Annotated in this window: 26 protein-coding genes; 9 read left to right on the top strand and 17 right to left on the bottom strand. The window is 42.0% G+C overall.

Annotated elements, in window-relative coordinates:
• Positions 1-45: 45 nt before the first annotated feature.
• Genes FGG15_RS14945 through FGG15_RS14935 form a run of 3 tightly spaced genes read right to left on the bottom strand, consistent with a single transcriptional unit; the run spans position 46 to position 3,532 of the window.
• Positions 46-2,196: an acylase gene (locus FGG15_RS14945; RefSeq protein ID WP_138838327.1), complete on the bottom strand. Its 2,151-nt coding sequence runs from the start codon at positions 2,194-2,196 to the stop codon at positions 46-48.
• A 27-nt stretch (positions 2,197-2,223) separates the two neighbouring features.
• Positions 2,224-2,433 (bottom strand): alkylphosphonate utilization protein, encoded by a 210-nt coding sequence (locus FGG15_RS14940; RefSeq protein ID WP_138837635.1) that lies wholly within the window; start codon positions 2,431-2,433, stop codon positions 2,224-2,226.
• A gap of 43 nt (positions 2,434-2,476) precedes the next feature.
• The gene (locus tag FGG15_RS14935; RefSeq protein WP_138837633.1) at positions 2,477-3,532 is read right to left on the bottom strand and encodes a TPM domain-containing protein; all 1,056 of its coding nucleotides are present in this window, start codon (positions 3,530-3,532) and stop codon (positions 2,477-2,479) included.
• 128 nt (positions 3,533-3,660) lie between these two features.
• On the opposite strand from FGG15_RS14935, the gene FGG15_RS14930 reads away from it, so the two are divergent.
• Positions 3,661-5,397, top strand: coding sequence for an ABC transporter ATP-binding protein (locus FGG15_RS14930; RefSeq protein ID WP_138837630.1), 1,737 nt, complete (start codon positions 3,661-3,663; stop codon positions 5,395-5,397).
• Between the two features lie 63 nt (positions 5,398-5,460).
• Here FGG15_RS14930 and FGG15_RS14925 read toward each other — a convergent pair whose 3' ends face one another.
• The 7 genes from FGG15_RS14925 to trmB all read right to left on the bottom strand — a co-directional run bounded on the left by FGG15_RS14925 (position 5,461) and on the right by trmB (position 10,309).
• On the bottom strand, positions 5,461-5,793 hold the full coding sequence (locus tag FGG15_RS14925) for a 2Fe-2S iron-sulfur cluster-binding family protein (RefSeq protein WP_138837628.1): 333 nt from the start codon (positions 5,791-5,793) through the stop codon (positions 5,461-5,463).
• 2 nt (positions 5,794-5,795) lie between these two features.
• Positions 5,796-6,854: an NAD(P)/FAD-dependent oxidoreductase gene (locus FGG15_RS14920; RefSeq protein WP_138837626.1), complete on the bottom strand. Its 1,059-nt coding sequence runs from the start codon at positions 6,852-6,854 to the stop codon at positions 5,796-5,798.
• A 70-nt stretch (positions 6,855-6,924) separates the two neighbouring features.
• Positions 6,925-7,164: a NifU family protein gene (locus FGG15_RS14915; RefSeq protein ID WP_138837625.1), complete on the bottom strand. Its 240-nt coding sequence runs from the start codon at positions 7,162-7,164 to the stop codon at positions 6,925-6,927.
• A gap of 2 nt (positions 7,165-7,166) precedes the next feature.
• Entirely contained in the window at positions 7,167-8,306 is a 1,140-nt protein-coding gene (locus FGG15_RS14910) for an Mrp/NBP35 family ATP-binding protein (protein ID WP_138837623.1), read from the bottom strand.
• 269 nt (positions 8,307-8,575) lie between these two features.
• Positions 8,576-8,902, bottom strand: a complete 327-nt coding sequence (locus FGG15_RS14905) for an MGMT family protein (protein WP_138838325.1) — start codon at positions 8,900-8,902, stop codon at positions 8,576-8,578.
• A gap of 105 nt (positions 8,903-9,007) precedes the next feature.
• Positions 9,008-9,637 carry a LysE family transporter gene (locus tag FGG15_RS14900; RefSeq protein ID WP_138837620.1) on the bottom strand — a complete coding sequence of 210 codons (630 nt, stop codon included), beginning with the start codon at positions 9,635-9,637 and terminating at the stop codon, positions 9,008-9,010.
• 3 nt (positions 9,638-9,640) lie between these two features.
• A complete protein-coding gene (trmB, locus tag FGG15_RS14895) occupies positions 9,641-10,309 on the bottom strand; it encodes a tRNA (guanosine(46)-N7)-methyltransferase TrmB (protein ID WP_138837618.1) in 669 nt (222 codons plus the stop codon).
• Between the two features lie 79 nt (positions 10,310-10,388).
• Here trmB and FGG15_RS14890 point away from each other — a divergent pair, with 79 nt between their 5' ends.
• On the top strand, positions 10,389-11,501 hold the full coding sequence (locus FGG15_RS14890; RefSeq protein ID WP_138837616.1) for a glycosyltransferase: 1,113 nt from the start codon (positions 10,389-10,391) through the stop codon (positions 11,499-11,501).
• Here FGG15_RS14890 and FGG15_RS14885 read toward each other — a convergent pair.
• Complete coding sequence (locus tag FGG15_RS14885; RefSeq protein WP_138837614.1) at positions 11,426-12,481, bottom strand: sensor histidine kinase; 1,056 nt, start codon at positions 12,479-12,481, stop codon at positions 11,426-11,428. The genes FGG15_RS14890 and FGG15_RS14885 overlap by 76 nt on opposite strands.
• The gene (locus tag FGG15_RS14880; protein WP_138837612.1) at positions 12,481-13,167 is read right to left on the bottom strand and encodes a response regulator transcription factor; all 687 of its coding nucleotides are present in this window, start codon (positions 13,165-13,167) and stop codon (positions 12,481-12,483) included. Before FGG15_RS14880 ends, FGG15_RS14885 begins: the two co-directional genes overlap by 1 nt.
• A 181-nt stretch (positions 13,168-13,348) precedes the next feature.
• Here FGG15_RS14880 and FGG15_RS14875 point away from each other — a divergent pair, with 181 nt between their 5' ends.
• From FGG15_RS14875 to FGG15_RS14850, 6 genes are all read left to right on the top strand, one after another.
• Positions 13,349-16,288, top strand: a complete 2,940-nt coding sequence (locus FGG15_RS14875; protein WP_138837610.1) for a TonB-dependent receptor — start codon at positions 13,349-13,351, stop codon at positions 16,286-16,288.
• Positions 16,289-16,339: 51 nt separating this feature from the next.
• Positions 16,340-18,445: a hypothetical protein gene (locus FGG15_RS14870; RefSeq protein WP_138837609.1), complete on the top strand. Its 2,106-nt coding sequence runs from the start codon at positions 16,340-16,342 to the stop codon at positions 18,443-18,445.
• Positions 18,446-18,584: 139 nt separating this feature from the next.
• Positions 18,585-19,667: a thrombospondin type 3 repeat-containing protein gene (locus tag FGG15_RS14865; RefSeq protein WP_138837607.1), complete on the top strand. Its 1,083-nt coding sequence runs from the start codon at positions 18,585-18,587 to the stop codon at positions 19,665-19,667.
• 142 nt (positions 19,668-19,809) lie between these two features.
• Positions 19,810-20,118 carry a T9SS type A sorting domain-containing protein gene (locus FGG15_RS14860; protein ID WP_138837605.1) on the top strand — a complete coding sequence of 103 codons (309 nt, stop codon included), beginning with the start codon at positions 19,810-19,812 and terminating at the stop codon, positions 20,116-20,118.
• A gap of 143 nt (positions 20,119-20,261) precedes the next feature.
• Positions 20,262-20,585 carry a T9SS type A sorting domain-containing protein gene (locus FGG15_RS14855; RefSeq protein ID WP_138837602.1) on the top strand — a complete coding sequence of 108 codons (324 nt, stop codon included), beginning with the start codon at positions 20,262-20,264 and terminating at the stop codon, positions 20,583-20,585.
• Positions 20,586-20,644: 59 nt separating this feature from the next.
• Positions 20,645-21,631 (top strand): long-chain-fatty-acid--protein ligase, encoded by a 987-nt coding sequence (locus FGG15_RS14850; RefSeq protein ID WP_138837600.1) that lies wholly within the window; start codon positions 20,645-20,647, stop codon positions 21,629-21,631.
• On the opposite strand, the gene FGG15_RS14845 is transcribed toward FGG15_RS14850, so the two are convergent.
• A complete protein-coding gene (locus tag FGG15_RS14845; RefSeq protein WP_138837598.1) occupies positions 21,628-22,002 on the bottom strand; it encodes a hypothetical protein in 375 nt (124 codons plus the stop codon). The two genes, FGG15_RS14850 and FGG15_RS14845, sit on opposite strands and share 4 nt — an antisense overlap.
• Before the next feature lie 55 nt (positions 22,003-22,057).
• Positions 22,058-23,353, bottom strand: a complete 1,296-nt coding sequence (tyrS, locus tag FGG15_RS14840; protein ID WP_138837596.1) for a tyrosine--tRNA ligase — start codon at positions 23,351-23,353, stop codon at positions 22,058-22,060.
• A gap of 85 nt (positions 23,354-23,438) precedes the next feature.
• On the opposite strand from tyrS, the gene FGG15_RS14835 reads away from it, so the two are divergent.
• Positions 23,439-24,437, top strand: a complete 999-nt coding sequence (locus FGG15_RS14835; RefSeq protein ID WP_138837594.1) for an NAD-dependent epimerase/dehydratase family protein — start codon at positions 23,439-23,441, stop codon at positions 24,435-24,437.
• Here FGG15_RS14835 and FGG15_RS14830 read toward each other — a convergent pair.
• The 3 genes from FGG15_RS14830 to FGG15_RS14820 are packed head-to-tail and all read right to left on the bottom strand — an operon-like array spanning position 24,434 to position 26,932.
• The gene (locus FGG15_RS14830; RefSeq protein WP_138837592.1) at positions 24,434-24,865 is read right to left on the bottom strand and encodes a DUF4296 domain-containing protein; all 432 of its coding nucleotides are present in this window, start codon (positions 24,863-24,865) and stop codon (positions 24,434-24,436) included. The genes FGG15_RS14835 and FGG15_RS14830 overlap by 4 nt on opposite strands.
• 2 nt (positions 24,866-24,867) lie before the next feature.
• Entirely contained in the window at positions 24,868-26,202 is a 1,335-nt protein-coding gene (locus FGG15_RS14825) for a dihydroorotase (protein WP_138837590.1), read from the bottom strand.
• 1 nt (position 26,203) lies between these two features.
• Positions 26,204-26,932 (bottom strand): polyprenol monophosphomannose synthase, encoded by a 729-nt coding sequence (locus tag FGG15_RS14820; protein WP_138837588.1) that lies wholly within the window; start codon positions 26,930-26,932, stop codon positions 26,204-26,206.
• Positions 26,933-26,974 lie beyond the last annotated feature (42 nt).

Raw genomic sequence — 26,974 nt, 5'->3', positions numbered from 1 at the left:
GGCACCTCTTGAATCTTGGTTCTTACCTCCTGCATCCTTAAGAAATTAAGGTTTTTCTCCCGGCTTATATGTGCTTACTGCCCTTTGTAGTACATCCTCCTTGTAATAGGCAGCATCTTTAAAATCCATATCAGCATAGCGTCGTGCCTGATCATCAAAATGTGGTGATTCTGGATCTCCGCTTTGTCCTCCGGCCAACATGGTCTTGGCTTTCACCTTATCCCCAAACTCCACGACCGCTACAAAACTATTGCCTCGGGTTCCGTAGATTTTCTTGGTGTTGTTATCGTATCTGGCCCCATATGCTGCTAGGGCGCCCCATCTTCCGCTAGCCAATCCGATTGGAATACTGGCTTGCCCATCATCAAATGCTTGACGGATGTCCCCATTCAGGCGCTGATACCTATTTACCTCTCCCCATAGGGTATTCCAAGTTCCAAAATCACTGTTCAATCGTTCCACAGTTTCTTGGAACAGCTTCAATTTTTCCTCATCTGGAGATTCCGAGCCCCAATATTGTACCAGCTGCATGGCATATAATTCCTTCGGTCGCTCTGCTTTTTGGTAGCACAAGGTGCCATAATAATGGGACAAGGTCATCCCTACAGAAGTCACGGAAGTTCTGAAGTCCCATTGTCTTAAAACTTCAATCGGCTCCTTCAAAGCTGGATTTGGTTGTGCATCATAGGCCTTGATCAATCCGGGAATCAATGCTTCAAAAGCTGGCAAATATGGATCGTGGGCCAGTTCAATCAAATTATCCAAGGTGAATCCGCTTCTATCCGTCAACAAATCAATAGCGTGGATTCCCCTGAAATTTTCCTGGTCCCTAGACATATATTTGGGATAATCCTCCGGTTTTGGACTGTTCTCCAAAGCGGCTGTGTACGGCGTGGAATTACAATTTTGAATCCAACCATTGTCCGGATTCAGCACCAAAATGTTTTCATCCACGGTGTGCAATCCCTTCCAATCTGTTTTAGGGTTGCTACCGTCCACAGGTTTGGTAAAATCAAAAATGGTATCCCTTTTTGGGATAAAATTTCCATGGAAATAAGCAATATTCCCCTCTGCATCGGCATAAACGGTATTGTTGCTGGAGTTGGTTCGGATGTCCATCATCTTCCGGAAACCATCATATCCATTTTGCTTGCTGCGAATGTAAGACTGTTCCAAGGCCTTTACGGGTTCCCACATCATGGCCGAAGTAGTCCACTGACCGTCTACTGCATGGGTAATGGGTCCATGATGGGTACGGTACATGGGAAAGGACTTCTCTTTTATCCTATTCCCTTCCTTGTATTTTAGAACGACATCCGTTTTTATAACCGGTCGTAATTCTTCTCCATATTGATAGAACAAATTCCCATCGTTCTGAACAATTGTTTCCTTGAACTCGTCCATCACATCCGTGTAGGTAGATGTATGCATCCAACCTGTTTTTTCATTGAAACCTTGATAGACAAAAAATTGCCCCCAGGTTACAGCACCATACGCATTGAGTCCTTCCTCACTGACCACATGTACTTCGCCTCTAAAATAAAATGACGTATGGGGATTGATCAGCAATAAGGTATTTCCGGATTCCGTTAGATTTCCAGATATAGCAATTCCATTGGATCCTTGTGGTTCTGCCATTTCTTCTTCCTTCTGAATCTTTAACTGCTCCATCTCCGGCAATGCCATTCCGCTTTCGTAAAAGGCTTTTATTTTTTGGATGGAAATCCGTTCAATGTCACCCCCAATAGATCCCTCACTAAAATACATGGGCATCCAAGGTTCAAAATGGGAAATCAATCGAGGTTTTACTTCTGGATGGGTATGCAGGTAATAGTTGATGCCGTCCGCAAAGGCATTGCACAATTCCTTGAGCCACTCCGGACTTTGCTCATAGTTCTTGACAGCTTCCTCTTTGGTCATGAACAATCGGGCACGCAGGTCGCTGTATAAGGCTACCTCACCCTCAACTTCTGCCAATCTTCCCGTGGCCCAGATATAATTTTGCTCAACCCGGTTAAAATCATCTTCACATTGGGCGTACAGCAGTCCAAAAACCGCATCTGCATCCGTTTTACCATAGATATGGGGTACACCAAAATCGTCCCGTATTATGGTAACGTTTTCTGCTTGGGCTTCCCATTTTCCAATTTCAGGGGAATGCTCTTGTTTGCAAGAAGCAAAAAACACGAAGATCATTCCCAAGACGATATTTCTAACCATTACTTATGCTTTCTTTATAAATTGAGTCTTTAACACGATGTGGGACTTCCCTATTCTGCATTCCACTTCCTGTGGACTATTCGTCAAACGGATATTTTTAATTAGGATGCCCCGCTTCAAGGTTTTGGACATCCCTTTAACCTTTAGGTCTTTGGTGACATGAACATTATCTCCGTCCTCTAGGATATTTCCGTTACTGTCTTTGGTTTCCATACATCCATTTTTAGGAAGTGAAAATACAGGAATTAAAGTTGATTTACCAACTTCCACTGGCACCGCCTCCGCCTGAGCTTCCCCCGCCTCCTGAAAAGCTACTAGACCCTCCGGAGGAAGACCCTGAACTGGATCCAAAGGAATGCGAACCCGACGAAGAAAATGTCTTTCTCATATAGGTTGAGTCGTTCTTATACAGGGATAACTTAAATCCATCTTTGCCTTTGATCAGAATTTTTACAATTGCCAGAGTCATAGTAAACAGAAAAAATCCACCAATGACCCAATAAATCCATGAGAAATCATCCAACATAGTTTCGTAGTTGTCCCAATGGATTCCCATATCGAAAATCATAGTGGCAAAAAACAAAGGCATTCCAACAAAAACCAATGCAAACAGCATTGGGAGAATCCCAAAAAACACCATGAAAACCCCTTGTAAAAGTCCCAATTTACCAATCATCATTCCCCGAAACATTTCCACAATCCCGGAATAGGATTTGTAAAAAAGAAACCCTCCAGCGGCAACAAATATGGATAAAAACAGCCCCATAAAAAGCTTTACCCACCCATTCATATCTCCTTCCGAAGCTATTTCCTGCTTAAATTCCTCAAGGGCCTCCGGTTCGTTTAAAAAGGTGATGATTTGAGTCGTGGCAAGATCTATCCCAGTAAAATAGTCCTCCTCCTTAAACTCAGGTATCATCGTATTTCGAATAATCCTTGAGGCAACGCCATCCGTTATGTAGGGTTCCAATCCATAACCCACTTCAATTCTAACCTGACGGTCATTTTTTGCAAAGACGATCAAAATGCCATTATCCTTGTCTTTTTGGCCCAGTTTGTTCTGATTGAAAGTCCCAAAGGCGTATTCTTCAATGGTTTGGTTTCCCAATTCTTCAATGGTCAATACCACCAACTGATGGCTTGTCTCCGATTCAAAGTTGGTGAGCTTGCTCTTTAAGTCCTCGATTTCCTGGGACGTAAAAACTCTAGCGCTATCGGTAACAATTTGATGGAGTTCCAGATAGTTTTGCTGGGCAGCACAGCAAAGGGAAACAAAGAGAGTTAGCCCTATCATTGTGTGTTTCAATGCCATAAGTACATCCTTGAAATATCTAAATATACTATATGTTAAGCGGTAATGACCGTCGGCGTTAATTCTTTTTTAACGCTTTAAGATGCTGGTATAAATTCAATTAACTTGCATTGACTTTAATTCTCAAAATGTCAGATAAAAAAGTAAGTATTCTCACCGCTTTTAAGACCATCATTTGGCCCAAGCGAAATCTGGTTTTTATTGGATTGGTATTGATTGCCATAAGCAAGGCGGCCAGTTTTGTAGCGCCTATTGCCTCCAAATACTTGATTGATGATGTCATTGTCAATAAGGACATTGATTTGCTCAAATACCTTGTTGCAGGAGTTATGTTGGCCATTTTTGTCCAATCGGTAACCTCCTTTCTGTTGACTCGCATCTTAAGCGTGCAGGCACAATATTTAATCAGTGAGTTGCGTGCCCAAGTTCAAAAAAAGGTCCTGGCTCTTCCCATCCGGTTTTTTGATAACACCAAGTCCGGCGCATTGGTCTCCCGGATCATGTCCGATGTAGAGGGGGTACGAAACCTTATTGGAACAGGATTGGTACAATTGGTTGGTGGTGTAATCACAGCTATAGTATCCTTGATTCTTCTATTGGATATCGACGTCCATATGACCTTATTCACTTTCATTCCACTCATCATCTTTGCGGTTATTGCCTTAAATGCATTTAAAATCATCCGACCCATTTTTAGGGATCGAGGAAAAATAAATGCCGAAGTCAAGGGTAGACTTACAGAAACCTTGGGCGGGATTCGAGTCATTAAGGGGTTCAATGCTGAAAATCAAGAACAACAAGTTTTTGAAGCCGGAGTGGATCGCTTGTATCAAAATGTAAAGAAGAGTTTGACCACAACGGCCTTTATGACCAGTTCCTCCACATTTTTGTTGGGTGTTGCCACAACTAGTGTAATGGGTTTTGGCGGGTATAAGATCATAGAAGGCACCCTTACCATAGGTCAATTTGTAGAGTTCACCGTGCTTTTGGGATTGATGATAGCGCCCATTGTTCAAATGAGCAATATTGGAAGCCAATTAACCGAGGCCTTGGCAGGATTAGATCGTACCGAAGAGCTCATGAATACCGATGAAGAATCCCAGATTGGACAAAGGGTGATTGAATTGGATTCGATTGTTGGGCACATGAATTTTAAGAATGTATCCTTTTCCTATGAAGAAGAGAAGGAAGTTTTGCACAACATAAGTTTCGAGGTAAACCCAGGGCAGGTAGTTGCTTTGGTGGGCAGTTCGGGTTCTGGTAAGTCGACCATAGCTGGGTTGGCGGCCAGTTTTCTAAATCCAGACTCAGGAACCATAACTATTGATGGAAAGGATTTATCCAAGGTGGACTTAAAAAGTTTTCGGCAACACTTAGGGGTTGTTCTTCAGGACGACTTTTTGTTTGAGGGCACCATTCGGGAAAACATACTTTTCCCAAGACCCAATGCCTCCGAAACTGATTTGCAAAATGCCATTAAAGCAGCCTATGTGGATGAATTCACTAATCGATTTGATGAAGGATTGGATACCCTGATTGGGGAACGCGGTGTGAAACTCTCCGGTGGTCAACGACAGCGTATTGCCATTGCCCGAGCCGTGCTGGCCGATCCCAAAATCTTGATTTTGGACGAAGCCACTTCCAGTTTGGACACCGAATCCGAAGCATTGATCCAAAAAAGTTTGGCAGAGCTCACCAAGGGAAGAACCACTTTTGTGATTGCGCACCGTTTGAGCACAATCAGAAAAGCAGATCAGATTTTAGTGATTGAGAACGGGCATATCATGGAACAAGGCACACATGAGGAACTTATTGCTGCAGAAGGAAGGTATTACAACCTCTTTACTTATCAAGCAAGGATTTAATGGAACTTTTAAACCTGGCATTTGATGATTCTTCGCCATGCTCAGAATGACAAAATGCCCAGATTATTGCTCCTCGGGAGCGAGTTCTACTTCTAAACCTTCAAGTTCCGGGCTAATATGGATTTGACATCCTAATCGGCTGTTGTCCTCCACAAAAAAGGCCTCCGCCAACATGGCTTCTTCGTCATCCGATTTTTCAGGTAGCTCATGATCCGATTTTACATAGCATTGACATGAGGCACACATGGCCATTCCTCCACAAATACCAATGGTTCCTTCTGGAGCAAGTTCATAGGTGCGAACCACTTCCATAAGGTTCATGTTCATATCTGTTGGGGCATCTACCTCGTGCAGCACCCCGTCGCGATCAGTAATCTTAATCTTAATATCTGACATTCTTACTCAATAGCTTTGACCACCGCTTTTGGTGCTTCTTTTTTACTTCCATCAAAACCAGTAACGCCACCCACCGTGGTATATTTCATTACGTATTTCTTATCTGGATGGATTCTTTGATAAGCACTCTGACACATTAGGGTAGCCTCGTGGAATCCGCATAAAATCAATTTGAGCTTTCCAGGATAGGTATTAATATCCCCGATAGCATATATTCCTGGAATATTAGTTTGGTAATCCAAGGTATTGTCCACCTTGATGGCATTTTTCTCAATTTCCAATCCCCATTCTGAAATCGGGCCCAATTTAGGGGAAAGTCCAAAAAGGGGAATAAAATTATCAACCTCCAGATCAATTTCCTCTGAATTATCCGTTTTTCTAACAACAATACCACTCAACTTGTCATCACCACGTAGTTGAACCACCTCTGCCGGGGTAATCAAATTGATTTTTCCCTGATTTTTTAACTGTTGCACTTTTTCAACGGAATCCAATGCGCCTCTAAATTCGTTGCGTCTATGGACCAAGGTAACTTCCGATGCCACATCCGCCAAGAAAATGGACCAATCCAAAGCGGAATCACCACCACCAGCAATCAGTACTTTTTTATCCCGATAAACCTCTGGTTCCTTGATCATATAGGCAACCCCCTTATCCTCAAATTTTGAAAGATTATCCAACAGGGGTTTACGGGGCTCAAAGCTTCCCAATCCACCAGCTATTGCAACTATTGGTGCATTGTGTTTGGTGCCTTTGTTGGTAGTGACCACAAAACTGCCGTCCTCCAGTTTTTCAATTGCATCTGCCCTTTCTCCTAAGGTAAATCCAGGTTGAAAAGGTTTAATCTGATCCATTAGATTATCGACTAATTCTCCCGCCAGCACTTCAGGAAAGCCTGGAATATCATAAATGGGTTTTTTGGGATAAATTTCCGCGCATTGCCCCCCTGGCTGCGGAAGCGCATCAATCAAATGGCATTTAAGTTGTAACAAGCCTGCTTCAAAAACAGTAAAAAGACCCGTAGGTCCCGCCCCAATAATCAATATATCGGTTTTAATCATGCAGTAATGGTATTTGGATATCCGTGCAACTTAGGGTTTAGGGAAGAAAAGAAATATGACTTCTGTCAGACTAGCCCACATTGATAACTTCCTCAATTTGAGGGGCATATTTTTTAATGGTCATTTCCACACCACTTTTCAAGGTCATTTGGTTCACGCTGCAACCAATGCAATTTCCTTCAAGCTTCACCTTTACCGAACTATTATTGTCTATGGAAATCAACGAAATATCACCCCCATCGCTTTGAAGAAAAGGTCTTATCTCGTCCAGAGCTTTTTCTACGTTACTTTTTATTTCTTCTGATGTCATGCTCATTTCTTTTTAACGGCAGCACAACCCGCCATTGTTGTAATCTTGATTGCTTCCGTGGGTGGAAGATCGGTGTTCCTATTCACTAATTCCCGAACCACATTTTTTGTCAATTCCTCAAAGGCTTCCTCAATTGGGGTAGCCGTCTGCATAGCCGCGGGTCTTCCAACATCACCGGCTTCCCGAATACTTTGTACAAGTGGAATATCCCCTAAAAACTTGACGTCCAAATCTTCCGCCAAATTCTTGGCCCCATCCTTACCAAAGATATGATATTTGTTATTAGGCAGTTCCGCCGGGGTAAAGTAGGCCATATTTTCCACGATTCCCAGTACAGGTACATTAATGGCCTCCTGTTGGAACATGGCCACACCTTTTCTAGCATCAGCAAGCGCTATTTCTTGTGGCGTACTTACCACAACCGCACCGGTGACCGGAAGCGATTGCATAATACTTAAATGTATGTCCCCAGTTCCCGGGGGAAGATCCAAGAGCAGAAAATCCAACTCGCCCCAGTGGGCATCAAAAATCATTTGGTTCAACGCTTTGGACGCCATGGGTCCTCGCCAAATCACCGCCTGGTTAGGCTGGGTAAAAAAGCCGATGGACAAAAGTTTGACCCCATAATTTTCTATAGGTTTCATCTTGTTCTTGCCATCAATATTGACCGATAAGGGTTTTTCCGTGGCTACATCAAACATAATAGGCATGGAAGGCCCATAAATATCTGTATCCAACAGTCCCACCTTGAATCCCATTTTGGCCAAGGTTACGGCCAAATTAGCAGTTACGGTCGATTTTCCAACACCTCCTTTGCCAGAGGCCACTGCAATTATGTTTTGAATTCCGGGAATGGGATTCCCCTTAATTTGATTGACCTTGGGTTTAGTAGGAGCATCAACCTTTAGGTTGATTTTTATTTTGGCCTTTTCATAAACCTCTTTATGAATGATCTTCAGTATCTCTACTTCAGTTTTCTTTCTCGCCTGAAGACTTGGGTTTTTAATGGTTACATCTACCTCCACCTCGTCACCAAAAACCTGTACATTGGTAACAGCACCGCTCTCCACCAGATTCTGTCCTTCCCCAGGAGCAGATATCAGTTCCAAAGCCTTAAGTATGTCTGCTTTTTTCAACTTCATTGATCTTATTTTGATTGCAGTCGCTTAAACTGATTCTAAATTACAAAGATACGCCATGGCGCTTAGACTAAGAAGTTTAGATATTGAAATAAAAGATGGTGGGATAGGTAGGATTAATAGCTGACAGGAAATGGAAAATGGAAAATGGAAAATGGAAAATTGGTGTTTGGTGTTTGGTGTTTGGTGTTTGGTGTTTGGTGTTTGGTGTTTGGTGTTTGGTGTTTGGTGTTTGGTGTTTGGTGTTTGGTGTTTGGTGTTTGGTGTTTAATTCAAATCAATTCTTTAGCTGGATCCCAAAAGTACTTTTGAAAGTCTACAATTTGGTTGTCCTTGACCTCAACGCCTTCATTTTCCAAAAGTTGTTGCATAAGGTTGGTTCCATCAAAATGCTGTTTTCCCGTAAGCACACCAACTCGGTTTACCACTCGATGCGCAGGAACTTCCTTGGCTCCGGAGTTGTTCATGGCCCAACCCACCATTCGGGCGCTTCGGGCAGCTCCCAAGTATTTGGCGATGGCCCCGTAGGATGTGACCCTTCCGTAAGGAATCAACTTGGCCACTTCATATACTTTGTCAAAAAAGTTTTTCTCCTCCATCATTATATGATCAATATTCAAATGGTTTGACACAAATTACAAGAATTTCACAAACCTTGACAATGTTATAGAAGGTTCAATGCAACCGCCTAAGGGAATATGGTGCTACTTGTAAAAAATCCTAAACAAGGTAATCACTAACAAAACTAACATTAAGGCACTGAGAATATAGTTGGAGTTCTTTGAAAAACGGTTGGTTTTTCTTTCCAATTTATTAAAATAGAAGGTATACAAATAGAGCACTGAAAATGTTCCCGTTCCTGCCGCCAAAACAAAGGTCACAATGTCGGCGGCTTCAAACTTGATCCAACCTGCCTCGTTCCACATCGCGTTAAGCCCACTATAATAAGGGATGGTCAATAGATTAAGTGCGGCCAATAAAACCCCTTTAAAAAAGCTGTTTTTTTTGCTGAAGTTGACGTCTGTGAGTTGTTGCTCTTTTTTTCTTTTGGCCACCACAAAAAAATAGATGGCAAAAAAGGCAAATACCAGGATAGCAATCTTTAATAGTATATCGATTACCTCGGGATTTCGATATAAAAATTTGGAAATCAATACGGCTATATACGCCTGAACCATGATCATGGAAGAAACTCCGAGACTAAATATAACGCCATTCAGTTTCCCCTTTTCCACGCTGGCCTTGGCTGCATTCATATTGAGCAGACCTGGGGGTACCGTTGCCATAAATGCCGCAGAAAAAGTGGCAAAAAAAAGAATAAGTATATGCGTCATTGGTTAGTTGATCCTAAATTGGATGTAGGTTATTGGCTTTCCTTTTTCAAGATACTGATTTTCATAGAATGTTTGAATTTCCGTAACCTCTGGGGGACTCCCTGCATTTTTATAAACATCGTGGTTGGAATATACAATTTCATGCCCAAGGCCCTGCAAAAGACCTAAGGTATACCCATGCATAAATTCACTGTCCGTCTTCAGGTTCAACAGCCCTCCATGTCTCAAAATCTGTTTGTATTTCTTTAAAAATTCTGGGTTGGTCATTCGATGCTTGGTTCGCTTGTATTTGATTTGCGGATCTGGAAATGTAATCCAAATTTCGTCCACTTCATGCGCTCCGAATAGTTGATCCACCAATTCAATTTGGGTACGAAGGAAGGCTACATTTTGAATTTCTTCTTGGATCGCCGTTTTGGCACCTTTCCAAAAACGCGCCCCTTTTATATCAATCCCAATAAAGTTTTTATTCGGATTTCGCCTAGCCAGTTCAACAGTGTATTCTCCCTTCCCACAGCCTAATTCCAATACAATCGGATTGTCATTTTTAAAAAACGATGTCCATTTTCCCTTCCATCCAAACCCTTCCAAAATTTCATCCCTTGTGGGTTGGATTACATTGGAAAAAGTCTCGTTTTCCCTAAAGCGTTTCAGTTTGTTCTTACTTCCCACGGTGCGTTTGGGTAAAATTTAATGTTTTGGCAAAACTAAGGAAATCCAAAGGCAAATTGCGTTTCATTTTTTTGTATTCATGCAAAGTTCCAAACGTATATTGGTGGCCCCACTCAATTGGGGACTTGGCCATGCCACAAGATGTATTCCCATAATCAATGCGTTGTTGGCTGAAGGACACCAACCTTTTATAGCTTCAGACGGTGTAGCTCTTGCTTTGTTACAAAAGGAGTTCCCAAATTTACCTACTTTTGCTTTGCCCTCCTACAACATCACCTATGCCGAAAAAGGGAAGAATTTCAAAATTAAAATGATATGGGATTCCCCCAAGGTCATTAAGGCCATGGCAAAGGAGAAAAAAGCCGTGAAAAAATTGGTAAAAGAACACGGTTTGGATGGAATTATTTCGGACAATCGTATGGGTGCCTATTTTAAAAAGGTGCCTTGTGTTTTTATTACCCATCAGCTTAATGTACTGTCTGGGAACACTACCTGGATGAGCACGAAAGCCCATCAGAAAGTCATTAAAAAGTTTGATGCATGCTGGGTTCCCGATGTAAAGGGTAAACCGAATCTTACCGGAAAGTTGGGGCATTTGAAAAAGGAGAAGTTCAACATTGCCTATTTGGGCCCTCTGAGTCGGTTTGAGAAAATGGAAACCGAAATGAAGTATGATCTTATGGTTCTTCTCTCCGGCCCGGAACCCCAACGCTCATTTTTAGAGGAAAAAATCTTGAATGAACTTCAAGGGTTTGAAGGCAAGACTCTATTTGTCAAAGGTAAAATTGAATCTGACCAGATCAGGGAGGAAATCCATACCCAAAAAGGAGTAATCACCTTGTTCAATTTTATGCAGAGCATCGAATTGCAAGTTGCCCTGAACCAAAGTGAAAAAGTGTTATGCAGGTCAGGATATACCACCGTGATGGATTTGGCCAAGCTGGAAAAAAAGGCCTTTTTTATCCCCACTCCAGGACAATACGAGCAGGTTTATTTGGCCAAACGATTGCAAAAACAGCAATTGGCCCCTAGCTGTAAACAAGATGATTTTAGATTGGAAATGCTCAATCAAATAGAAGATTTTGAAGGGCTGAATCACTTTGAGACTTCGGTGGATTACTCTGAACTCTTTAGCGTTTTTTCCAAGGTAAAAGAAAACTCGGAACCCACTTCCACTTCGCTTTCTACATAAATTTTTTCATCATGGGCCTCAATGATGTGCTTTACAATGGATAGACCAAGTCCCGAGCCACCCTCGGCCCGACTTCCGCTTTGATCTACCCGGTAAAACCGTTCAAACAGGCGGGGAATATGCTGTTTGGGAATTCCTTCCCCATTATCCGTGACCCGGATGATAACCTTATTTTTAATCAAGTTCTCCACGCTCACTTCTGTGGTTCCGTTAGGGTGGCCATATTTAATGGAATTGACCAATAAATTGCTCACCACTTGCTGAATTTTCTCCTTATCCGCATTCACAAAAATGGGCTGGGTATATTCCATATCAAAAGTGAGCGTTATCTCTTTTTGGGCCGCCTTCATTTCCAAAAGATCAAACACATTTTGAATGAGTTCGATAATATCAAAATCCTCACGTTCCAGTTTTAGGTCTCCCACCTCCAACTTGGTTATAAGGTCCAGGTCTTTAACAATGTAAATCAATCTTTCCACCCCTTTGTTGGCACGGGTCAAATATTTTTCCCTGATTTTTTTGTCGTTCATGGCACCGTCCAAAAGGGTAAGGATATAACCTTGCACCGTGAACAGAGGGGTTTTCAATTCGTGTGAGACATTCCCCAAGAAATCTTTGCGATATTCCTCCCTAATTTTTAAGGTATCAATCTCAATTTTCTTGTCCTGGGCAAACTTCTCTATCTCCTGGGTGAGGGTTTTCATGCTGGTGGTTACGGGCTTGGAGGAGAAAGTTGTGGATTCCAGTAAGGATACATCATCATAGATTTTCTTAATCCTCCGGTAAATAAATCGCTCCACCCTAATTTGTATAATGGAAAAGCAAACCACAAAGCACAACAGCGCAAAGAGAATGGTAGGTAACCAGCTAAATTGATTTGAATAATAAAGAATCCCCCCGAAAAGTAATGTGAGTACTGGGGTAATCAGCAGCGAGGATTTTATGGCAAAAGTGAAGGACTTCCTGAGTTGTACGGCCATTATAGGACAAACTTATACCCTACGCCCTTAACGGTTTTAAAGTGCTCATCCCCAATTTTTCCACGTAGCTTTCTTATATGTACATCTATGGTTCTACCGCCAACAACCACTTCATTGCCCCAGACCTTATCTAAAATCACCTCCCTTTTAAACACCTTACTGGGTTTGGAGGTTAGAAGTGACAATAGTTCAAATTCCTTTCTTGGGAGAATGATTTCTTCGCCATTGTTGATGATCTTGTATTCCTCCCGATTAATGATGATGTTACCTACCTTGACAATGTCCTCGGTTTCGGCCTTCTCCTCTTTTAATCTTCTTAAAAGGGCCTTCACCTTGCTTACCAAGACTTTTGGTTTGATAGGTTTGGTAATGTAGTCGTCCGCTCCAGCATCAAAACCAGCAACTTGGGAGTAGTCTTCTCCACGAGCGGTTAAAAAGGTGATAATAGTATTTTCAAGACCTGGGGTATTACGGATGATCTCACAAGCTTCAATACCATCCATTTCAGGCATCATAACATCCAAAATGATAAGATGTGGAGTTTTCTTTTTGGCCTTGGCCACCCCCTCCACACCGTTTTTGGCGGTAAAGACTTCGTACCCTTCAGCAGCAAGATTATAGCTCACAATTTCCAGTATATCTGGCTCATCATCAACGAGTAATATCTTAATGTCCTTGGTTTTCATGGGATGGTATTTAATATGTTAATCATCCAAATGTAAAGATAATACTATAACCGCATAAATGCTTAACGTTCATTTAATGTGGTAACATTATTGTAACAATTATCAAAAAAACACTTAACACGCGGGTAACATCGCTTTTACAGCACAGGTCTTTCTTTGCGCCATCTAGATTTAATACCTAATGAAATATATTTTATTGATTTTCACACTGTTTGTAGGGTTACAAATTAGTGCGCAAGAGACCACGGGAAGCATCGTGGGTAAATTAACAGACAAAGAATTAAATAATGAGCCTTTGGCCTTTGCCAACGTGCTAATCAAAGGTACTACTCTTGGTACCACATCCGATTTTGACGGGCTTTACGAGATTGCGGGAGTTGACCCTGGAACCTACACCGTTGTCTTCAGCTATTTGGGTTACGAAACTGTTGAAATTCCAAATGTAGAGGTGGTTGCCGATAAGGTTACCAACATAGATGTACCTATGAGTGCTTCTGGTTTGGCTTTGAACGAAGTTGTTGTGACTACGGTTGCAAGAAAGGACTCCCAAACGGCTCTATTATTAGACCAAAAAAGAGCGATAACGGTAGTTGAGAGTATTGGTGCACAAGAACTGGGCGATTTGGGTATCTCTGATGCCAAAACTGCAACAACCAAAATTTCCGGAGTGACAGAAAGTGAGGCTTCGGGTGACATTTTTGTCAGAGGGTTGGGGGACAGATACCTGTCCACAACATTAAATGGTCTGCCTATTCCCTCCGATAATGTGGATAGGAAAAACATAAACTTAGGCCTGTTTCCTACTAGGGTTATCCAAAACATTAGTATTAGCAAAACCTATTCGGCCAAAACCTCGGCCGATCAGGCCTCTGGTAATATCGATATTGCCTCGAGAGAACTAGTTGGAGCTTCAGAGCTTAGCATAGGCGTTTCCGGTGGATTGAATACATCTGTATATCAAGATGGAATTAATGACAACTTTTTGGTGTCTCCAAATTTAGATGATGAAACCACTTTCGGTTTTTACGATTCAAATAGAACGCTTGTCCAGCAATTGACAGAGCAATCTTGGGATCCTGCTACCAAAGAAAACCCCTTGAACTATGGAGTAAATCTAACCTTTGGTAAAAAACTTTTTGATAATAAGCTTTCTTTCATCCTAACAGGGTCGCATAATGAAAGCTTTAGACATAATGAGGGTGTCTATCAAATCTTGGAGTATGGTTTTGTTCAAGTTGGTGCGTCAGATTACACAAAATACGAGTCCGAAATCACCAATACCGGTTTATTTGATTTAACCTATTATATAAACGACAAGAACAAACTAAAATCCACTACCACTTTTCTTAACACTTTAAAGGATGAAGTTGTAGAATTTGGCAGAAATGGTGAGGCACAGGTAAGTGATGATACAGGAGCATTTGGGAGTTTTGGGATTCCATTGGAATTTGTAAAAGACCAAAACACCAAACAAACCCGCCTATTGGTTACACAACTTTTAGGTGAGCACCAACTTTCAGACAACAATCAATTGACTTGGGCAGGGGGTTATAATTTGCTAAATGCCGATGAACCCAACCGTATCAGAAACCAAGTGTTCTTTGATGCTTCCCCTGAAACTTCAGTGGCCTTAAACTCACAGGGTGGTTTTAATCAAAGAAAAGCAGCGCAATTGATTGAGGATATTGAGTACAATGGATATATAAATGACATAATCAATATTATAAAGGAAGAGAATGAAGAAGGAGATCCCGGTAAAACGTTTGATGTTGAACTAGGTGTCTTCTATCGAAACAAAGAGCGTGATTTTAGCTCTGAGTTTGTTGGGGTTACTGAATCCAATAGTGTTGACAGGTTTAGTACAAGAACCAACAGCCTGGATAATTTGAACGGCATATTAAATACCCAAAATTTTGCCAACGGTTCCTTACAAGTAGTTCGGTTAAGTTCAAACGCCAACGGGGAAACCAAGGATGTTTATACTGGAGAATACACTTCTCAGGCCGCTTATGCCAATTTCAATGTACAGCTCGACAAGCTTGGGGTAAACGCAGGATTGAGATTCCAAAAAGATGAGATATTTGTCAGCTATGATGTAGGGGGTAGTGGTACAAGGATTGTTGGAGATACCCAACAAGATTATTCAAAGGTTTATCCAAGTTTAAACCTAAAATATACCATTAACGACAAACATGCCTTAAGGTTTGCAGCAAGTAGGACCATTACATTGCCGGAATTTAAGGAAATAGCTCCCTTTAGGTATGTTGCACCATCGGGTCAGGAAGTTACCGGTAACGCAGATAATCTTACAGCGTCTTTTACCAATAATTTTGACCTTAAATGGGAATTCTTCCCTTCAAACGATCAGCTGATTTCCCTGGCGGTTTTCTATAAGGATATTACCGACCCTATTAACAGAACCGTACAGCGTGGGGGTGAAAGTATTTGGACTTATGAAAATACAGGTGAAAAAGCTGAAGTTTATGGAATTGAACTGGAGAGCAAAATCAACTTGATCAAGCCCACCCATGATGAAGTAAATGATGTTGATTCAGGTTTTGATCTAAGTCTTGTTTTCAATACCACACTTATGCACCATGAACAAGATTTGAAACTTGTTCTAACAGACGATGGGGCAAGTGCAACGGATTTCTTCAGATTCGGAACCAATACTTCAACTGGCCTGCAAGGAGCTTCGGATTTTATTGTCAACACCAACTTGAACCTTAAAACAGCTGGTGAAAATCCTTTTGGAGCATCGCTTAACGCCAATTACGCTTCAGACAAAATTTTTGTTTTGGGTAGTGCCGAAGGGTTTAACATTTATGATTATTCCTATAACGACAACATTGTTGAAAATGGCTTTGTAGTATTAAATGGTAGGTTAAGCAAAGATATTGGCGAGCATTGGCAGCTTTCCTTGACAGGACAAAACCTATTGAACCCTGAAATCAAGAGAACCCAAGGTGTTTTGGATAACCGAAATGAAATTCGGGATTTCTCATCCGATATAAGTGAGCGATTAGGGCCCAATGCGCCGCAAAGAGTAATCCGTACAGAAACGGTAAGATCCTATAAACTGGGCAGCACAGTAAGCCTGGGTGTGACCTATAATTTTTAATTGAATATTCAACTGGTAACAATAACAATTTAAACTTCAAAAACCTTAATTATGAAAACGAAAATCTTTAAACTTTCAATAGCATTTGTAGCTACATTTGCACTAGTGCTTGCCGGCTGTAGTAGCGATGACGGCGGCTCTGGCCCAACATGTTCCGATGGTATTCAAAATGGTACGGAAACAGGTGTTGACTGTGGCGGTACTTGTGCTGCTTGCCCAGTTGAGCCAACTTGCGATGATGGTGTACAAAACGGAGACGAAGAAGGTGTTGATTGCGGCGGTTCTTGCCCTAATGCCTGTACCGATGCTACAGACTTGACATCCCTTAGTCCAATTACAGAGGATTTGGAACTTGACCCTAATCTTGCGTATACCTTGGATGGTGCTGTAAGCGTTGAAAATGGTGCTAAATTAACTATACCTGCCGGTACTACGATTACAGCTTCAGCTGCCTCCGGTGAGGAAACAAGTACTTATATCGTAATCCAAAAAGGTTCTTCTATTGATATCCTTGGTACTTCTTCCAATCCTGTTGTAATGACATCCAACAATGAAACTCGTGGTGACTGGGGTGGGTTGGTAATCCTTGGTGACGCGACCACTACCAAAGGTACCGATGCAACTGCAGAAGTTGGTAATTTCATATACGGAGGTTCCAATGACACGGACAACTCTGGTACCATCAACTACTTAATCATTAATTATGCTGGTGCGCAGATCAATCCAGAATCCCAATACAACGGTCTTACACTTTATGCTGTAGGTTCTGGAACAACAATCAGCAATGTTGCCATATTGAACGGTACCGATGACGGTGTTGAGTTCTTCGGAGGTACAGTTTCTGCTTCCAACTTCTACTTGGAAAACAATGATGACGACGCCATTGACTGGACTGAAGGTTGGAGCGGTACATTAAGCAATGCTTATGTATTACATACTAGAGCCGGTTTCTCTACAGCCGTTGAAGCAGATGGTGATAACAATAATCCTACATTGGAAAACTTAACAATTTTATCAACTCAAGGCGGTACTGCGTTACAGTTCAAAAAAGAATCTGGGGCAACCATCACTGGTCTTTCCATATCTGGATACGAAACCATCTTGGACTTTAGGGATGGTGGTGCTGTTTCCAATGTACAGATTGAAGGTGCAGATTCCGATCCTAATGAACTATATGCCAACCTCGCTACGGTTGACATCAACATGTTCTCTTGGGCCACTGGAGAAGACATCACTACTTCTGCAAACCTTCAGGGTAGCGTTACTTCCGATTTAACTTTAAACGCCTCTACGGCCTATACCTTGCAAGGAACTTTAAGTGTGGAAGCTGGTGCTAAGTTGACTATCCCTGCAGGTACAACCATTACCGCTGACGTTCAGGCGGCAGGTGCGACCAGTACTTACATTGTTGTTCAGAAAGGGGCTATGATTGACATTCAAGGAACTGCTGCCAACCCAGTGGTAATGACTTCTAGCGGTGAAACTGCTGGTGATTGGGGTGGATTGGTAATCGCTGGTGATGCTACAACGACCAAAGGTACAGATGCCACTGCAGAAGTTGGTAACATTATTTACGGTGGTTCCAATGACACGGATAACTCCGGTTCCATTGATTATTTGATCATCAACTACGCTGGTGCACAGATCAACTCTGAATCACAGTACAATGGTCTTACACTTTATGCCGTAGGTTCCGGAACTACTATCTCCAACGTGGCTGTTTTAAATGGTGCGGACGACGGTGTTGAGTTCTTTGGAGGTACAGTTTCTGCTTCCAACTTCTACTTGGAAAACAACCAGGATGACGCTATCGACTGGACAGAAGGCTGGAACGGTACTTTAACAGATGCGTATGTCCTGCATACTGAAGCTGGTTTCTCCACTGCTGTTGAGGCAGATGGCGATAACAACATGCCTACTTTGGCCAACTTGACCTGTGTTTCCAGTCAAGGCGGTACTGCATTACAGTTCAAAAAAGAATCTGGTGCTGCAATCACCGGTCTTTCTTTGAGTGGATATGCAACCAACGTTGACTTTAGAGATGGCGGTGCCACTACAAATGTTACTGTTGACGGCGTAACCATCGATGTGAATGCTGCTTATGACGATCCAGCAACCGTTGACGTAGCCACATTTGATTGGGCAACAGGAAACTAGTTAGCTTTTAAAATTATACAATCAAAAAGCCCCGCTTCGCGGGGCTTTTCTTTTTAACGAATTTAACTTTAAGGTAAAAATAGCTTTCCTTTTTCGTAAGGTTTTTCCTCTAGTTTCATACTGTCTAAAAACCATGTACATGAAAAAAATTACACTATTATTTTTGGCTTTTGTTTTACCTCTAGCCATCTATGCCCAAAGCTATAGATACCATAAAGTAAGAGATTTGGGAACTTCCTATTCCCAAGCAAATACAAACTTCTGTAACAACACCTTGGGGCAGGAAATTAAACTTAACATCTACATATCAAGCACCTTGACCGTCGGCAATATCTACTTCATTGAAGATATTGATGGTGTGGACAGATATGTCAAGGTTACGTATAGTCACTACAAGTCCAATCAGGATGCTGACGAGTTTGTGGACGGCACCAACATTGGCGCACCCATAACCTTCACTTGCGTGGTGGATTCGGATGGGGATGGTGTTCCCGACAATCAATATAATTGCCCCAATGAGCCCGGACCCAGTTCCAACAATGGTTGTCCTACGCCACCTAACATTACATTGATAGAAGCGGAAATAACCCAATCAGGGAACACTTGGGATGTATTTAATAATCAGTGGCCTCTTATTGAAATGAATTGGTCTTCATTTGGGAATCCTAAAACCACTTTTAGATTCACTATTAAAAATAGTGGAGGTACAGATTATAGCCATGGAAATCGCCAAATAGATGTTCACATGTCAGACAAAGCTGTCTTAGGCACTGGTCCCATCCAATTGTTTAACTTTTACCATGCTAGCTTTAGCCCCATTGCCACTAACGGAGAACTTAACATAAACTTTGACAGAAATTTTTCAGCGGCCCCCAACCCAACTACTGGGGCGTTTGCATTGTTTGAGAACAAGACCTATTACTTTCACTTTTTAATAACCGTAGATGCCTCCGCCCCACCGCAGAGACACTATGTGTTTCCATTTAAGGTAAACCGATTGGATATAAACAATCTTACATTTGATTTATCCTCTCTTCCCGAAGCTCCTGCACCAGATCCATATGTGATTGCCATCTATGATTTCTCAGGACAAAAAGTATTGTCCAAAGAGGTAACCGGGATTGCCGAAGAAAACGAGATACTATTGAATCTACCTACCACCGGAATTTATATTGTGGAAAGCAATGGGGAAACTCGTAAAGTCCACATCAACAGTAATTAAGCTTCTAAAATACTTTAAAAAGCCCCCATATGGGGGCTTCTTTTTGCACTTCATCGAAAAGTGTGGGTTTTTTCCTTAGCCAATTCCCAATCGGAAACCAATTTATTTATATTTGTGGCATAGCCTTTGTAACCAATACTTTATGAAGCACCTTTACCTCGTCTTTTTCTTTTTTGTTTGTTCCCTTGGATTCGCCCAGAGTTCCCAAGCAGGTTCGGATATTGACGGGTTTAAGTTGTACCCCAATCCGGTTACCTATGGCAAGGTCTATATTGAGACCACCCAAAATGCGCCCAAGAAAATTCTCATTTTTGACGTTTTGGGCACCCAAGTACTTCAAACCACTATTTTAGGAAAGGAACTCAACCTGTCCAATCTGGACAAAGGAGTGTATATCCTAAGGGTGTTTGAGCATAATAAAGTGGCCACCAGAAAGCTCATTATCAAGTAGTTTTCGCAATTTTAGGCTGCATTTCATCGGGCACACATCAAAATAACCCACTTTCCCAACACATTTCCCTGTTTCACAACATTTTATAGCCAGTATTCCTTTGTTTATCTACTTTTATACTGCTTATACCCAAATCAGCATGTATGAAGAAAATCTACTTTATTCTCATTATGGCTTTACCACTTTTCTCTTTCGGGCAGGAATTGGTCAGTGTAAACACTGAACAGGTACAGGAGCTTCAGGGATTTAAAATGTATCCCAATCCCGTTTATGGGGACGAGGTCTATGTTACCACTGCCACCAACGGTACCAAGCAAATCAAAATTTATGATGTATTTGGCGAAGTAGTGCTAACTGACAGAATCTCCACCAATACACTTAATGTATCCCGTTTGGTCCCAGGCGTTTATGTACTTCAAGTAACGGAAGACAAAAAAACCATGACACGAAAACTGGTCATTAAATAGCCGCAACTTATACCGCCCTTCTTTAGAAGGGCATTTTTTTTGGGTACTTTTATGGCCCAATGAATAGTTCGCTATCCCAACGTATTTTTTCTATTGCTACCGATGCGGAGTTGGAGGCATTGGCCCTGGAAATTTTTGGGTTTCAACATCAAAACAACAAAGTCTATAGAACGTATTGCGAGCATTTGGGCAAATCGCCGGACAAGGTGCGCTCCATCGCAGCCATCCCCTTCCTACCTATCGAGTTCTTTAAGTCATATACCATCACATCTTCCAACAAACCCGAAGATGCCATTTTTGAAAGCAGCGGAACTACCGCATGTTCCACGAGTAAACATTATATCTCCGATATAAGTCTCTATCAACAAAGTTTTAGTGCTGCATTTCAGGCTTTTTATGGGGATGTACAATCCTATTGTGTTCTTGCTTTACTTCCCTCATATCTAGAAAGAGAGGGCTCATCTCTGGTTTATATGGTCAACGATTTGGTAACGAGATCTGGACACCCCGATAGTGGGTTTTATCTCTATGAACTTTCAACACTAAAAGAAAAACTAATGGAACTGGAAGCTTCAGGAACCCAAACTTTGCTCATTGGTGTGTCCTTTGCCCTGTTGGATTTGGCTGAACAATTCCCAATGGATTTAAAACATACCACCATCATGGAAACCGGAGGAATGAAAGGACGAAGAAAAGAACTAATTCGGCAAGAATTACACGGAATATTGAAAGATGCTTTTAGGGTTGACACCGTCCATTCCGAATATGGGATGACAGAGCTATTATCCCAGGCCTATTCCAAAGGCAATGGGATTTTCCTAACCCCTCCTTGGATGAAAATTTTGACTCGGGATACGGAAGACCCCCTGAGCTTGCAATCCCATCAAAAAACTGGGGGAATAAACGTGATTGACTTGGCCAATATAAATTCTTGCTCCTTTATCGCAACCCAGGATTTGGGTAAAACTTATGCCGATGGATCCTTTGAAGTGTTGGGACGTTTTGACCATTCTGATATTAGAGGCTGCAATCTAATGGCACTTTAGTTTTTCGAATAATAGTAGGTAATCTCATCGTCAGCAATCTGAGGATTGTCCACATAGGTTAAAATTAAGGAATCCCCGTCTTCTTCATAGGTGTACTCCCTCCCCTCAATGCCTATTACTGATCCATTATCCGTAAATGGATAGGTTCCGGCAGGGGCTATAAATTCAGAATCCCCAGTGTTTTCAATGGTAACCATTCCAGAATCTTCATCAAAGCGAATGGAATGCACACTAAAATCGAAATCCTCCCCAAAAAAGCAAAAGCAAACCACATTGTCCAAAACCCACTTGTCATCACTTGGATTGATATCATCATCAGAAGTGCAACTGGACAGAACCAGCATAAGAAATGCAAATAGGAAGTTCCGCATTACAAAAGAGATTGATTCTATTTGAAGATGAAAATATCCCGGAACGTTGCGTGGCTTATTCCGCTACAAGAACAAAGTAATTCTTCTTCCCACGTTGGAGCAATACAAATTTGTCGTTGATCAAATCCGCGACAGATATAAGGTAATCTTCCCTTACCTTTTGTTTGTTCACTGAAATGGAATTCTGCTTCAATTCCCTGCGTGCCTCCCCGTTGGATCCCAAAAATCCCGTCTTGGCCGCCAAGGCTCCAATCATATCCAAGCCAGGTGTCAGCTCACTTTTGGAAACGGTGGCTTGGGGAACTCCATCAAACACATCCAAAAATGTTTTTTCATCCAAGGTCTTTAGATCCTCTGAAGTAGATTTTCCAAAAAGAATATTACTTGCCTTAATCGCATTTTCCAAATCTTCTTTGGAATGGACCATAGTGGTAATTTCCTCGGCCAACTTCTTTTGCAAGGCTCTTAGATGAGGTTCCTGTTTATGGGTTTCCACCAGCGTTTCAATTTCCTTTTGGGTCAAAAAAGTGAAGATTTTAATGTATTTCTCGGCATCGTCATCCGAAGTGTTCAACCAATACTGATAAAATTTATAGGGAGAGGTTCGTTCTGCATCCAGCCAGACATTCCCACCTTCCGTCTTTCCAAATTTGGTGCCATCGGCCTTGGTAATCAAAGGACAGGTTAAAGCAAAACCTTTTCCGCCACCAATCCTTCTGATCAGCTCGGTTCCGGTGGTAATATTGCCCCATTGGTCACTGCCCCCCATCTGAAGAGTGCAGTTATGGTGTTGGTACAAGTATAAAAAATCATATCCTTGAACCAATTGATAGGTAAATTCCGTAAAGGACATCCCCTCCTTGGCATCGGAAGAAAGTCTCTTTTTTACAGAATCCTTGGCCATCATATAGTTTACCGTGATGTGCTTGCCTACGTCTCGGATGAAATCAAGAAAGGAGAAATCCCTCATCCAATCGTAGTTGTTTACCAAGACAGCGGCATTAGGGACATCACTGTCAAAATCCAGAAATCTTCCCAATTGGGATTTGATGGCTTCCTGGTTGTGTCTTAGCGTGGCTTCGTCCAAAAGGTTGCGTTCGGCAGACTTTCCTGAAGGATCACCAATCATTCCGGTAGCTCCACCAACCAAAGCAAAGGGCTTATGTCCGGCCAACTGAAAATGGCGCAGCATCATTACACTGACCAAATGACCGATATGTAGAGAATCCGCGGTTGGATCTATACCTACATAGGCTGCCTTCATATCCTCCATCAAATGCTCTTTGGCTCCGGGCATTATATCATGAACCATTCCCCTCCACTGTAGTTCCTGCACAAAATTCTTTTCCATTACCATTGCTTTAGCATAGCTGCAAATATAAAATGAAGATCTTACTTACTTCAATAAATCCAATGCAAATAGGTATTTTTATCCTATGATTTTGGTTACAGGAGGTACTGGTTTAATAGGCTCCCATTTGCTATTCCAATTGGTGCAAGATGGAAAGTCCGTAAAAGCCACCTATCGCACCAAAAAATCCTTGAAAAAGATTTCCAAGGTATTTGACTACTACACGGAACATCCAGAAACGCTATTACATAAAATTACTTGGGTTCAAGCTGATATTACCGATGTAGGTACATTGGAAAATGCTTTCAAAGATGTCACCCAAGTTTACCATTGCGCCGCATTGATCTCTTTTGATCCCAGGCAGCTGGACCAGCTCATACAAGCCAATTCCGAAGCTACAGCCAATATGGTAAATCTTTGCATTGCGAATGGGGTGAAAAAACTTTGTTATGTGAGCTCTATAGCCGCGATTGGCCCCAGTGTCAAAGGCAAGATGGCAACCGAGGAAAACGAATGGAACGATACCAAGGTTTCGGTCTATGGCCTTACCAAGCACGATGCGGAATTGGAGGTGTGGCGCGGGAGTCAAGAAGGTTTAGCAGTAGTAGTGGTCAATCCTGGAGTGGTTCTGGGCCCCGGATTTTGGAAATCCGGTAGCGGTTCTTTCTTTACCTATGCCCAAAAAGGTAAAAAGCATTTTATTCCCGGGGGAACTGGTTTTGTATCGGTCAATGATGTCACCAGGGCCATGACCCAATTGATGGATTCGGGCATACGTAATGAGCGATTCATTTTAGTGAACGAGAACCTGACCTACTCCGAATTTTTTAAAAGAATATGTGGTCGTTTGGGTGTTACTCCTCCAGACAAGCCCATCCCTTTTTGGATGCTGGAACTGTTTTGGCGTTTGGACGGATTACGGAGCAAACTTAGAGGAAAAAGGCGACGACTCACGAAAAATATGGTCAAGGGCATGTATCGAAGGGAAATCTACAACAACACCAAAATAAAAAAGGCTTTGGATTTTACGTATGACAATCTGGACGAAACCCTGGATTTTTGTTGCGAGAAGTTTAAATCCTAGTTCACTTCTTGCTCCTTCTTGGAAGTCTTGGCAAGGTTGGTGGAATCCCGTTTTTGTTTTCGGGCTTTTCGAACACTGTCATTCTTTTTCTTGGAAACCCCTTCCATGGCATTTTTTCTTTTCTCCAAAATGGCATCCACTTCCTCATAAATGGCCTGGTATTCCAAGGGCACGGAAGCGTAGTATAAATCACTCTCCACAAACTGGAGACTATCTATTCCGTGTTTGTCGTACAGGTAGTCCATGATGGTGATTCCCTTGTATTCCAAAATGGGTTCCAAATTGTCGCCCCCAGCTTTGAGCAATGCCAAATCATGGAAGATTTCAACCATTTTTTCCTTGGGAATCAGGTTTTCCGGTTTTTCAATCACTGCTTCCCCACATGCCAACAGTAGAAACCCAAAGCAGCAAAGAAATAAACGCTTCATTATCATCTATTGAAAGTTAACCTTTTAGCCTTGCGTTCGGTGCTAAAATTACCTTGGTCAAATGCCAAATGTCCATTGACAAAGGTCCGTACTATCTCAGAACCAAAAGTAACACCTTCAAATGGAGACCAGCCACATTTGTAAAGAATATTGGATTTTTTAACCGGATTTTGTGAATTTCGGTTCACTTGTACCAAATCGGCATAGTAACCTTCCCGAATAAAACCTCTTCGGTCCAAATCAAAAAGCTTTGCCGGATTGTGGCACATTTTTTCCACCATTTTTCCTAGACCTATTTTGCCTTCCTCTTCTTTTTGCAGCATGGCCAAAAGTGCATGCTGCACAAGCGGCCCTCCTGATGGCGCTTTGGTGTACGGGTTATTTTTTTCTTCCAAGGTATGCGGGGCATGGTCCGTGGCCACAATGTCAATACGGTCATCCAATAGCGCTTCCCAGAGTTTTTCCCTGTCCGCTGCCGTCTTGACGGCAGGATTCCATTTGATCAAGGTGCCCTTTTCTTCGTATTCCTCATCTGAAAACCACAAATGGTGAATGCAGACCTCCGAAGTGATTTTTTTGTCTTCCAAAGGAATGGTATTGGTAAACAAATCGGTCTCAATTCCAGTTGAAACATGGAAAACATGAAGTCTAGCCCCAGTTTTTTGGGCTAAGGCAATGGCCTTCGAAGAGGAAAGATAGCAGGCTTCACTACTTCGGATAATGGGGTGGAGTTTTATGGGAATGTCATCCCCATATTGCTGGGTGTAATGGGCCATACTGGCTCTAATGGTGCTTTCATCCTCGCAATGTGCAGAAATCACCATTTCCGTGTTTGTAAAGATCTTTTCCAAAACCTCTTCGTTATCCACTAACATGTTACCCGTGGAGGAGCCCAAAAACAATTTCACTCCTGAACAAGCATTTTTATCCAGACGTTTCAATTCCTCCAGATTGTCATTGGTACCCCCAAAAAGAAAGGAATAATTAGCAAAAGAATCCTTTGCCGCAACGGCAAACTTTTCTTCCAGTTTCTCAATTGTTGTGGTCTGAGGATTGGTATTGGGTTGTTCCATAAAGGTAGTAATACCACCCGCAATGGCCGCCTTGCTTTCCGTGGAAATGGAACCTTTATGGGTAAGACCCGGTTCCCTAAAGTGCACCTGGTCGTCAATGATTCCGGGAAGCAACAGGTCTCCTTTCAAATCAATCACCTGGGCATGTTCGTCTGAAATATCTGAATCAATACGGGAAATCAACGCTCCATCCAAAAGTATGTCAGTCTCAAAAATCTGGTTTTCATTGACAACTTTGGCATTCTTTAGTAAGGTCTTTGACATGCTAAAAACTCTTTTTGAAAAATATACTTCTGAACTTCATGGCTATAACTCCAAAAATGGCCTCCCTGACTATGGAAGAATTCATCTTGGATTTACCATTGACACGATCTGTGAATATGATAGAGACTTCTTCGATCTTAAATTTTTTGAGATAGGCGCGGTATTTCATTTCAATTTGGAAAGCGTAGCCTATAAACCGTACCTTGTCCAAATCAATGGTTTCCAACACTTTTCTATGATAGCAAACAAAACCGGCTGTGGGATCGTGCACTTTCATTCCGGTAATAATTTTTACATAAAAGGAAGCGCCGTAGCTGAGTAATATCCGAAACAAGGGCCAATTCACCACATTGACGCCTTTTTTGTATCTGGATCCAATGGCAACATCCGCACCGTTTAAGCACGCTCTGTGCAATCGGGAAAGATCGGCAGGGCGATGGGAGAAATCCGCATCCATTTCAAAAATGTAATCGTAATCCCTTTGCAAGGCCCATTTGAAACCATGAATATAGGCTGTTCCCAGTCCAGACTTCTCTTTTCGGACTTCCAGGAACAGGCGCTCAGGAAATTGCTCTTGAAGTGCGCGTACGTTTTGTGCAGTGCCATCAGGAGAATTATCGTCCACAACCAATACATGGAAGTTCTTTTTAAGATCAAAAACCGTTTTTATGATAGCCTCAATGTTCTCAATTTCATTGAAGGTGGGTATGATCACAATGCCATCTACCATTAGCGCGCAATTAGGGTGTAAAAATAAGCTTTTCTGCTTAGC

It is taken from the genome of Flagellimonas algicola (assembly GCF_005937185.1).
GTDB classification, from domain to species: Bacteria; Bacteroidota; Bacteroidia; order Flavobacteriales; family Flavobacteriaceae; genus Flagellimonas; species Flagellimonas algicola.
Note: the sequence above shows the minus strand (reverse complement) of the source record. Positions and strands in the feature narration are given on the sequence as shown.

What these genes read in the sequence shown, in the direction of transcription:
- FGG15_RS14890 (WP_138837616.1), top strand. Translation starts at nt 10,389, where the DNA reads ATGCAAAGTTCCAAACGTATATTGGTGGCCCCACTCAATTGGGGACTT.
- FGG15_RS14830 (WP_138837592.1), bottom strand. Translation starts at nt 24,865, where the DNA reads ATGAAGCGTTTATTTCTTTGCTGCTTTGGGTTTCTACTGTTGGCATGT.
- FGG15_RS14855 (WP_138837602.1), top strand. Translation starts at nt 20,262, where the DNA reads ATGAAGAAAATCTACTTTATTCTCATTATGGCTTTACCACTTTTCTCT.
- FGG15_RS14945 (WP_138838327.1), bottom strand. Translation starts at nt 2,196, where the DNA reads ATGATCTTCGTGTTTTTTGCTTCTTGCAAACAAGAGCATTCCCCTGAA.
- FGG15_RS14850 (WP_138837600.1), top strand. Translation starts at nt 20,645, where the DNA reads ATGAATAGTTCGCTATCCCAACGTATTTTTTCTATTGCTACCGATGCG.
- FGG15_RS14860 (WP_138837605.1), top strand. Translation starts at nt 19,810, where the DNA reads ATGAAGCACCTTTACCTCGTCTTTTTCTTTTTTGTTTGTTCCCTTGGA.
- FGG15_RS14865 (WP_138837607.1), top strand. Translation starts at nt 18,585, where the DNA reads ATGAAAAAAATTACACTATTATTTTTGGCTTTTGTTTTACCTCTAGCC.
- FGG15_RS14930 (WP_138837630.1), top strand. Translation starts at nt 3,661, where the DNA reads ATGTCAGATAAAAAAGTAAGTATTCTCACCGCTTTTAAGACCATCATT.
- FGG15_RS14925 (WP_138837628.1), bottom strand. Translation starts at nt 5,793, where the DNA reads ATGTCAGATATTAAGATTAAGATTACTGATCGCGACGGGGTGCTGCAC.
- FGG15_RS14905 (WP_138838325.1), bottom strand. Translation starts at nt 8,902, where the DNA reads ATGGAGGAGAAAAACTTTTTTGACAAAGTATATGAAGTGGCCAAGTTG.
- tyrS (WP_138837596.1), bottom strand. Translation starts at nt 23,353, where the DNA reads ATGGAAAAGAATTTTGTGCAGGAACTACAGTGGAGGGGAATGGTTCAT.
- FGG15_RS14820 (WP_138837588.1), bottom strand. Translation starts at nt 26,932, where the DNA reads ATGGTAGATGGCATTGTGATCATACCCACCTTCAATGAAATTGAGAAC.
- FGG15_RS14845 (WP_138837598.1), bottom strand. Translation starts at nt 22,002, where the DNA reads ATGCGGAACTTCCTATTTGCATTTCTTATGCTGGTTCTGTCCAGTTGC.
- FGG15_RS14870 (WP_138837609.1), top strand. Translation starts at nt 16,340, where the DNA reads ATGAAAACGAAAATCTTTAAACTTTCAATAGCATTTGTAGCTACATTT.
- FGG15_RS14910 (WP_138837623.1), bottom strand. Translation starts at nt 8,306, where the DNA reads ATGAAGTTGAAAAAAGCAGACATACTTAAGGCTTTGGAACTGATATCT.
- FGG15_RS14920 (WP_138837626.1), bottom strand. Translation starts at nt 6,854, where the DNA reads ATGATTAAAACCGATATATTGATTATTGGGGCGGGACCTACGGGTCTT.
- FGG15_RS14915 (WP_138837625.1), bottom strand. Translation starts at nt 7,164, where the DNA reads ATGACATCAGAAGAAATAAAAAGTAACGTAGAAAAAGCTCTGGACGAG.
- FGG15_RS14940 (WP_138837635.1), bottom strand. Translation starts at nt 2,433, where the DNA reads ATGGAAACCAAAGACAGTAACGGAAATATCCTAGAGGACGGAGATAAT.
- FGG15_RS14825 (WP_138837590.1), bottom strand. Translation starts at nt 26,202, where the DNA reads ATGTCAAAGACCTTACTAAAGAATGCCAAAGTTGTCAATGAAAACCAG.
- FGG15_RS14875 (WP_138837610.1), top strand. Translation starts at nt 13,349, where the DNA reads ATGAAATATATTTTATTGATTTTCACACTGTTTGTAGGGTTACAAATT.
- FGG15_RS14900 (WP_138837620.1), bottom strand. Translation starts at nt 9,637, where the DNA reads ATGACGCATATACTTATTCTTTTTTTTGCCACTTTTTCTGCGGCATTT.
- FGG15_RS14935 (WP_138837633.1), bottom strand. Translation starts at nt 3,532, where the DNA reads ATGGCATTGAAACACACAATGATAGGGCTAACTCTCTTTGTTTCCCTT.
- FGG15_RS14835 (WP_138837594.1), top strand. Translation starts at nt 23,439, where the DNA reads ATGATTTTGGTTACAGGAGGTACTGGTTTAATAGGCTCCCATTTGCTA.
- FGG15_RS14880 (WP_138837612.1), bottom strand. Translation starts at nt 13,167, where the DNA reads ATGAAAACCAAGGACATTAAGATATTACTCGTTGATGATGAGCCAGAT.
- FGG15_RS14885 (WP_138837614.1), bottom strand. Translation starts at nt 12,481, where the DNA reads ATGGCCGTACAACTCAGGAAGTCCTTCACTTTTGCCATAAAATCCTCG.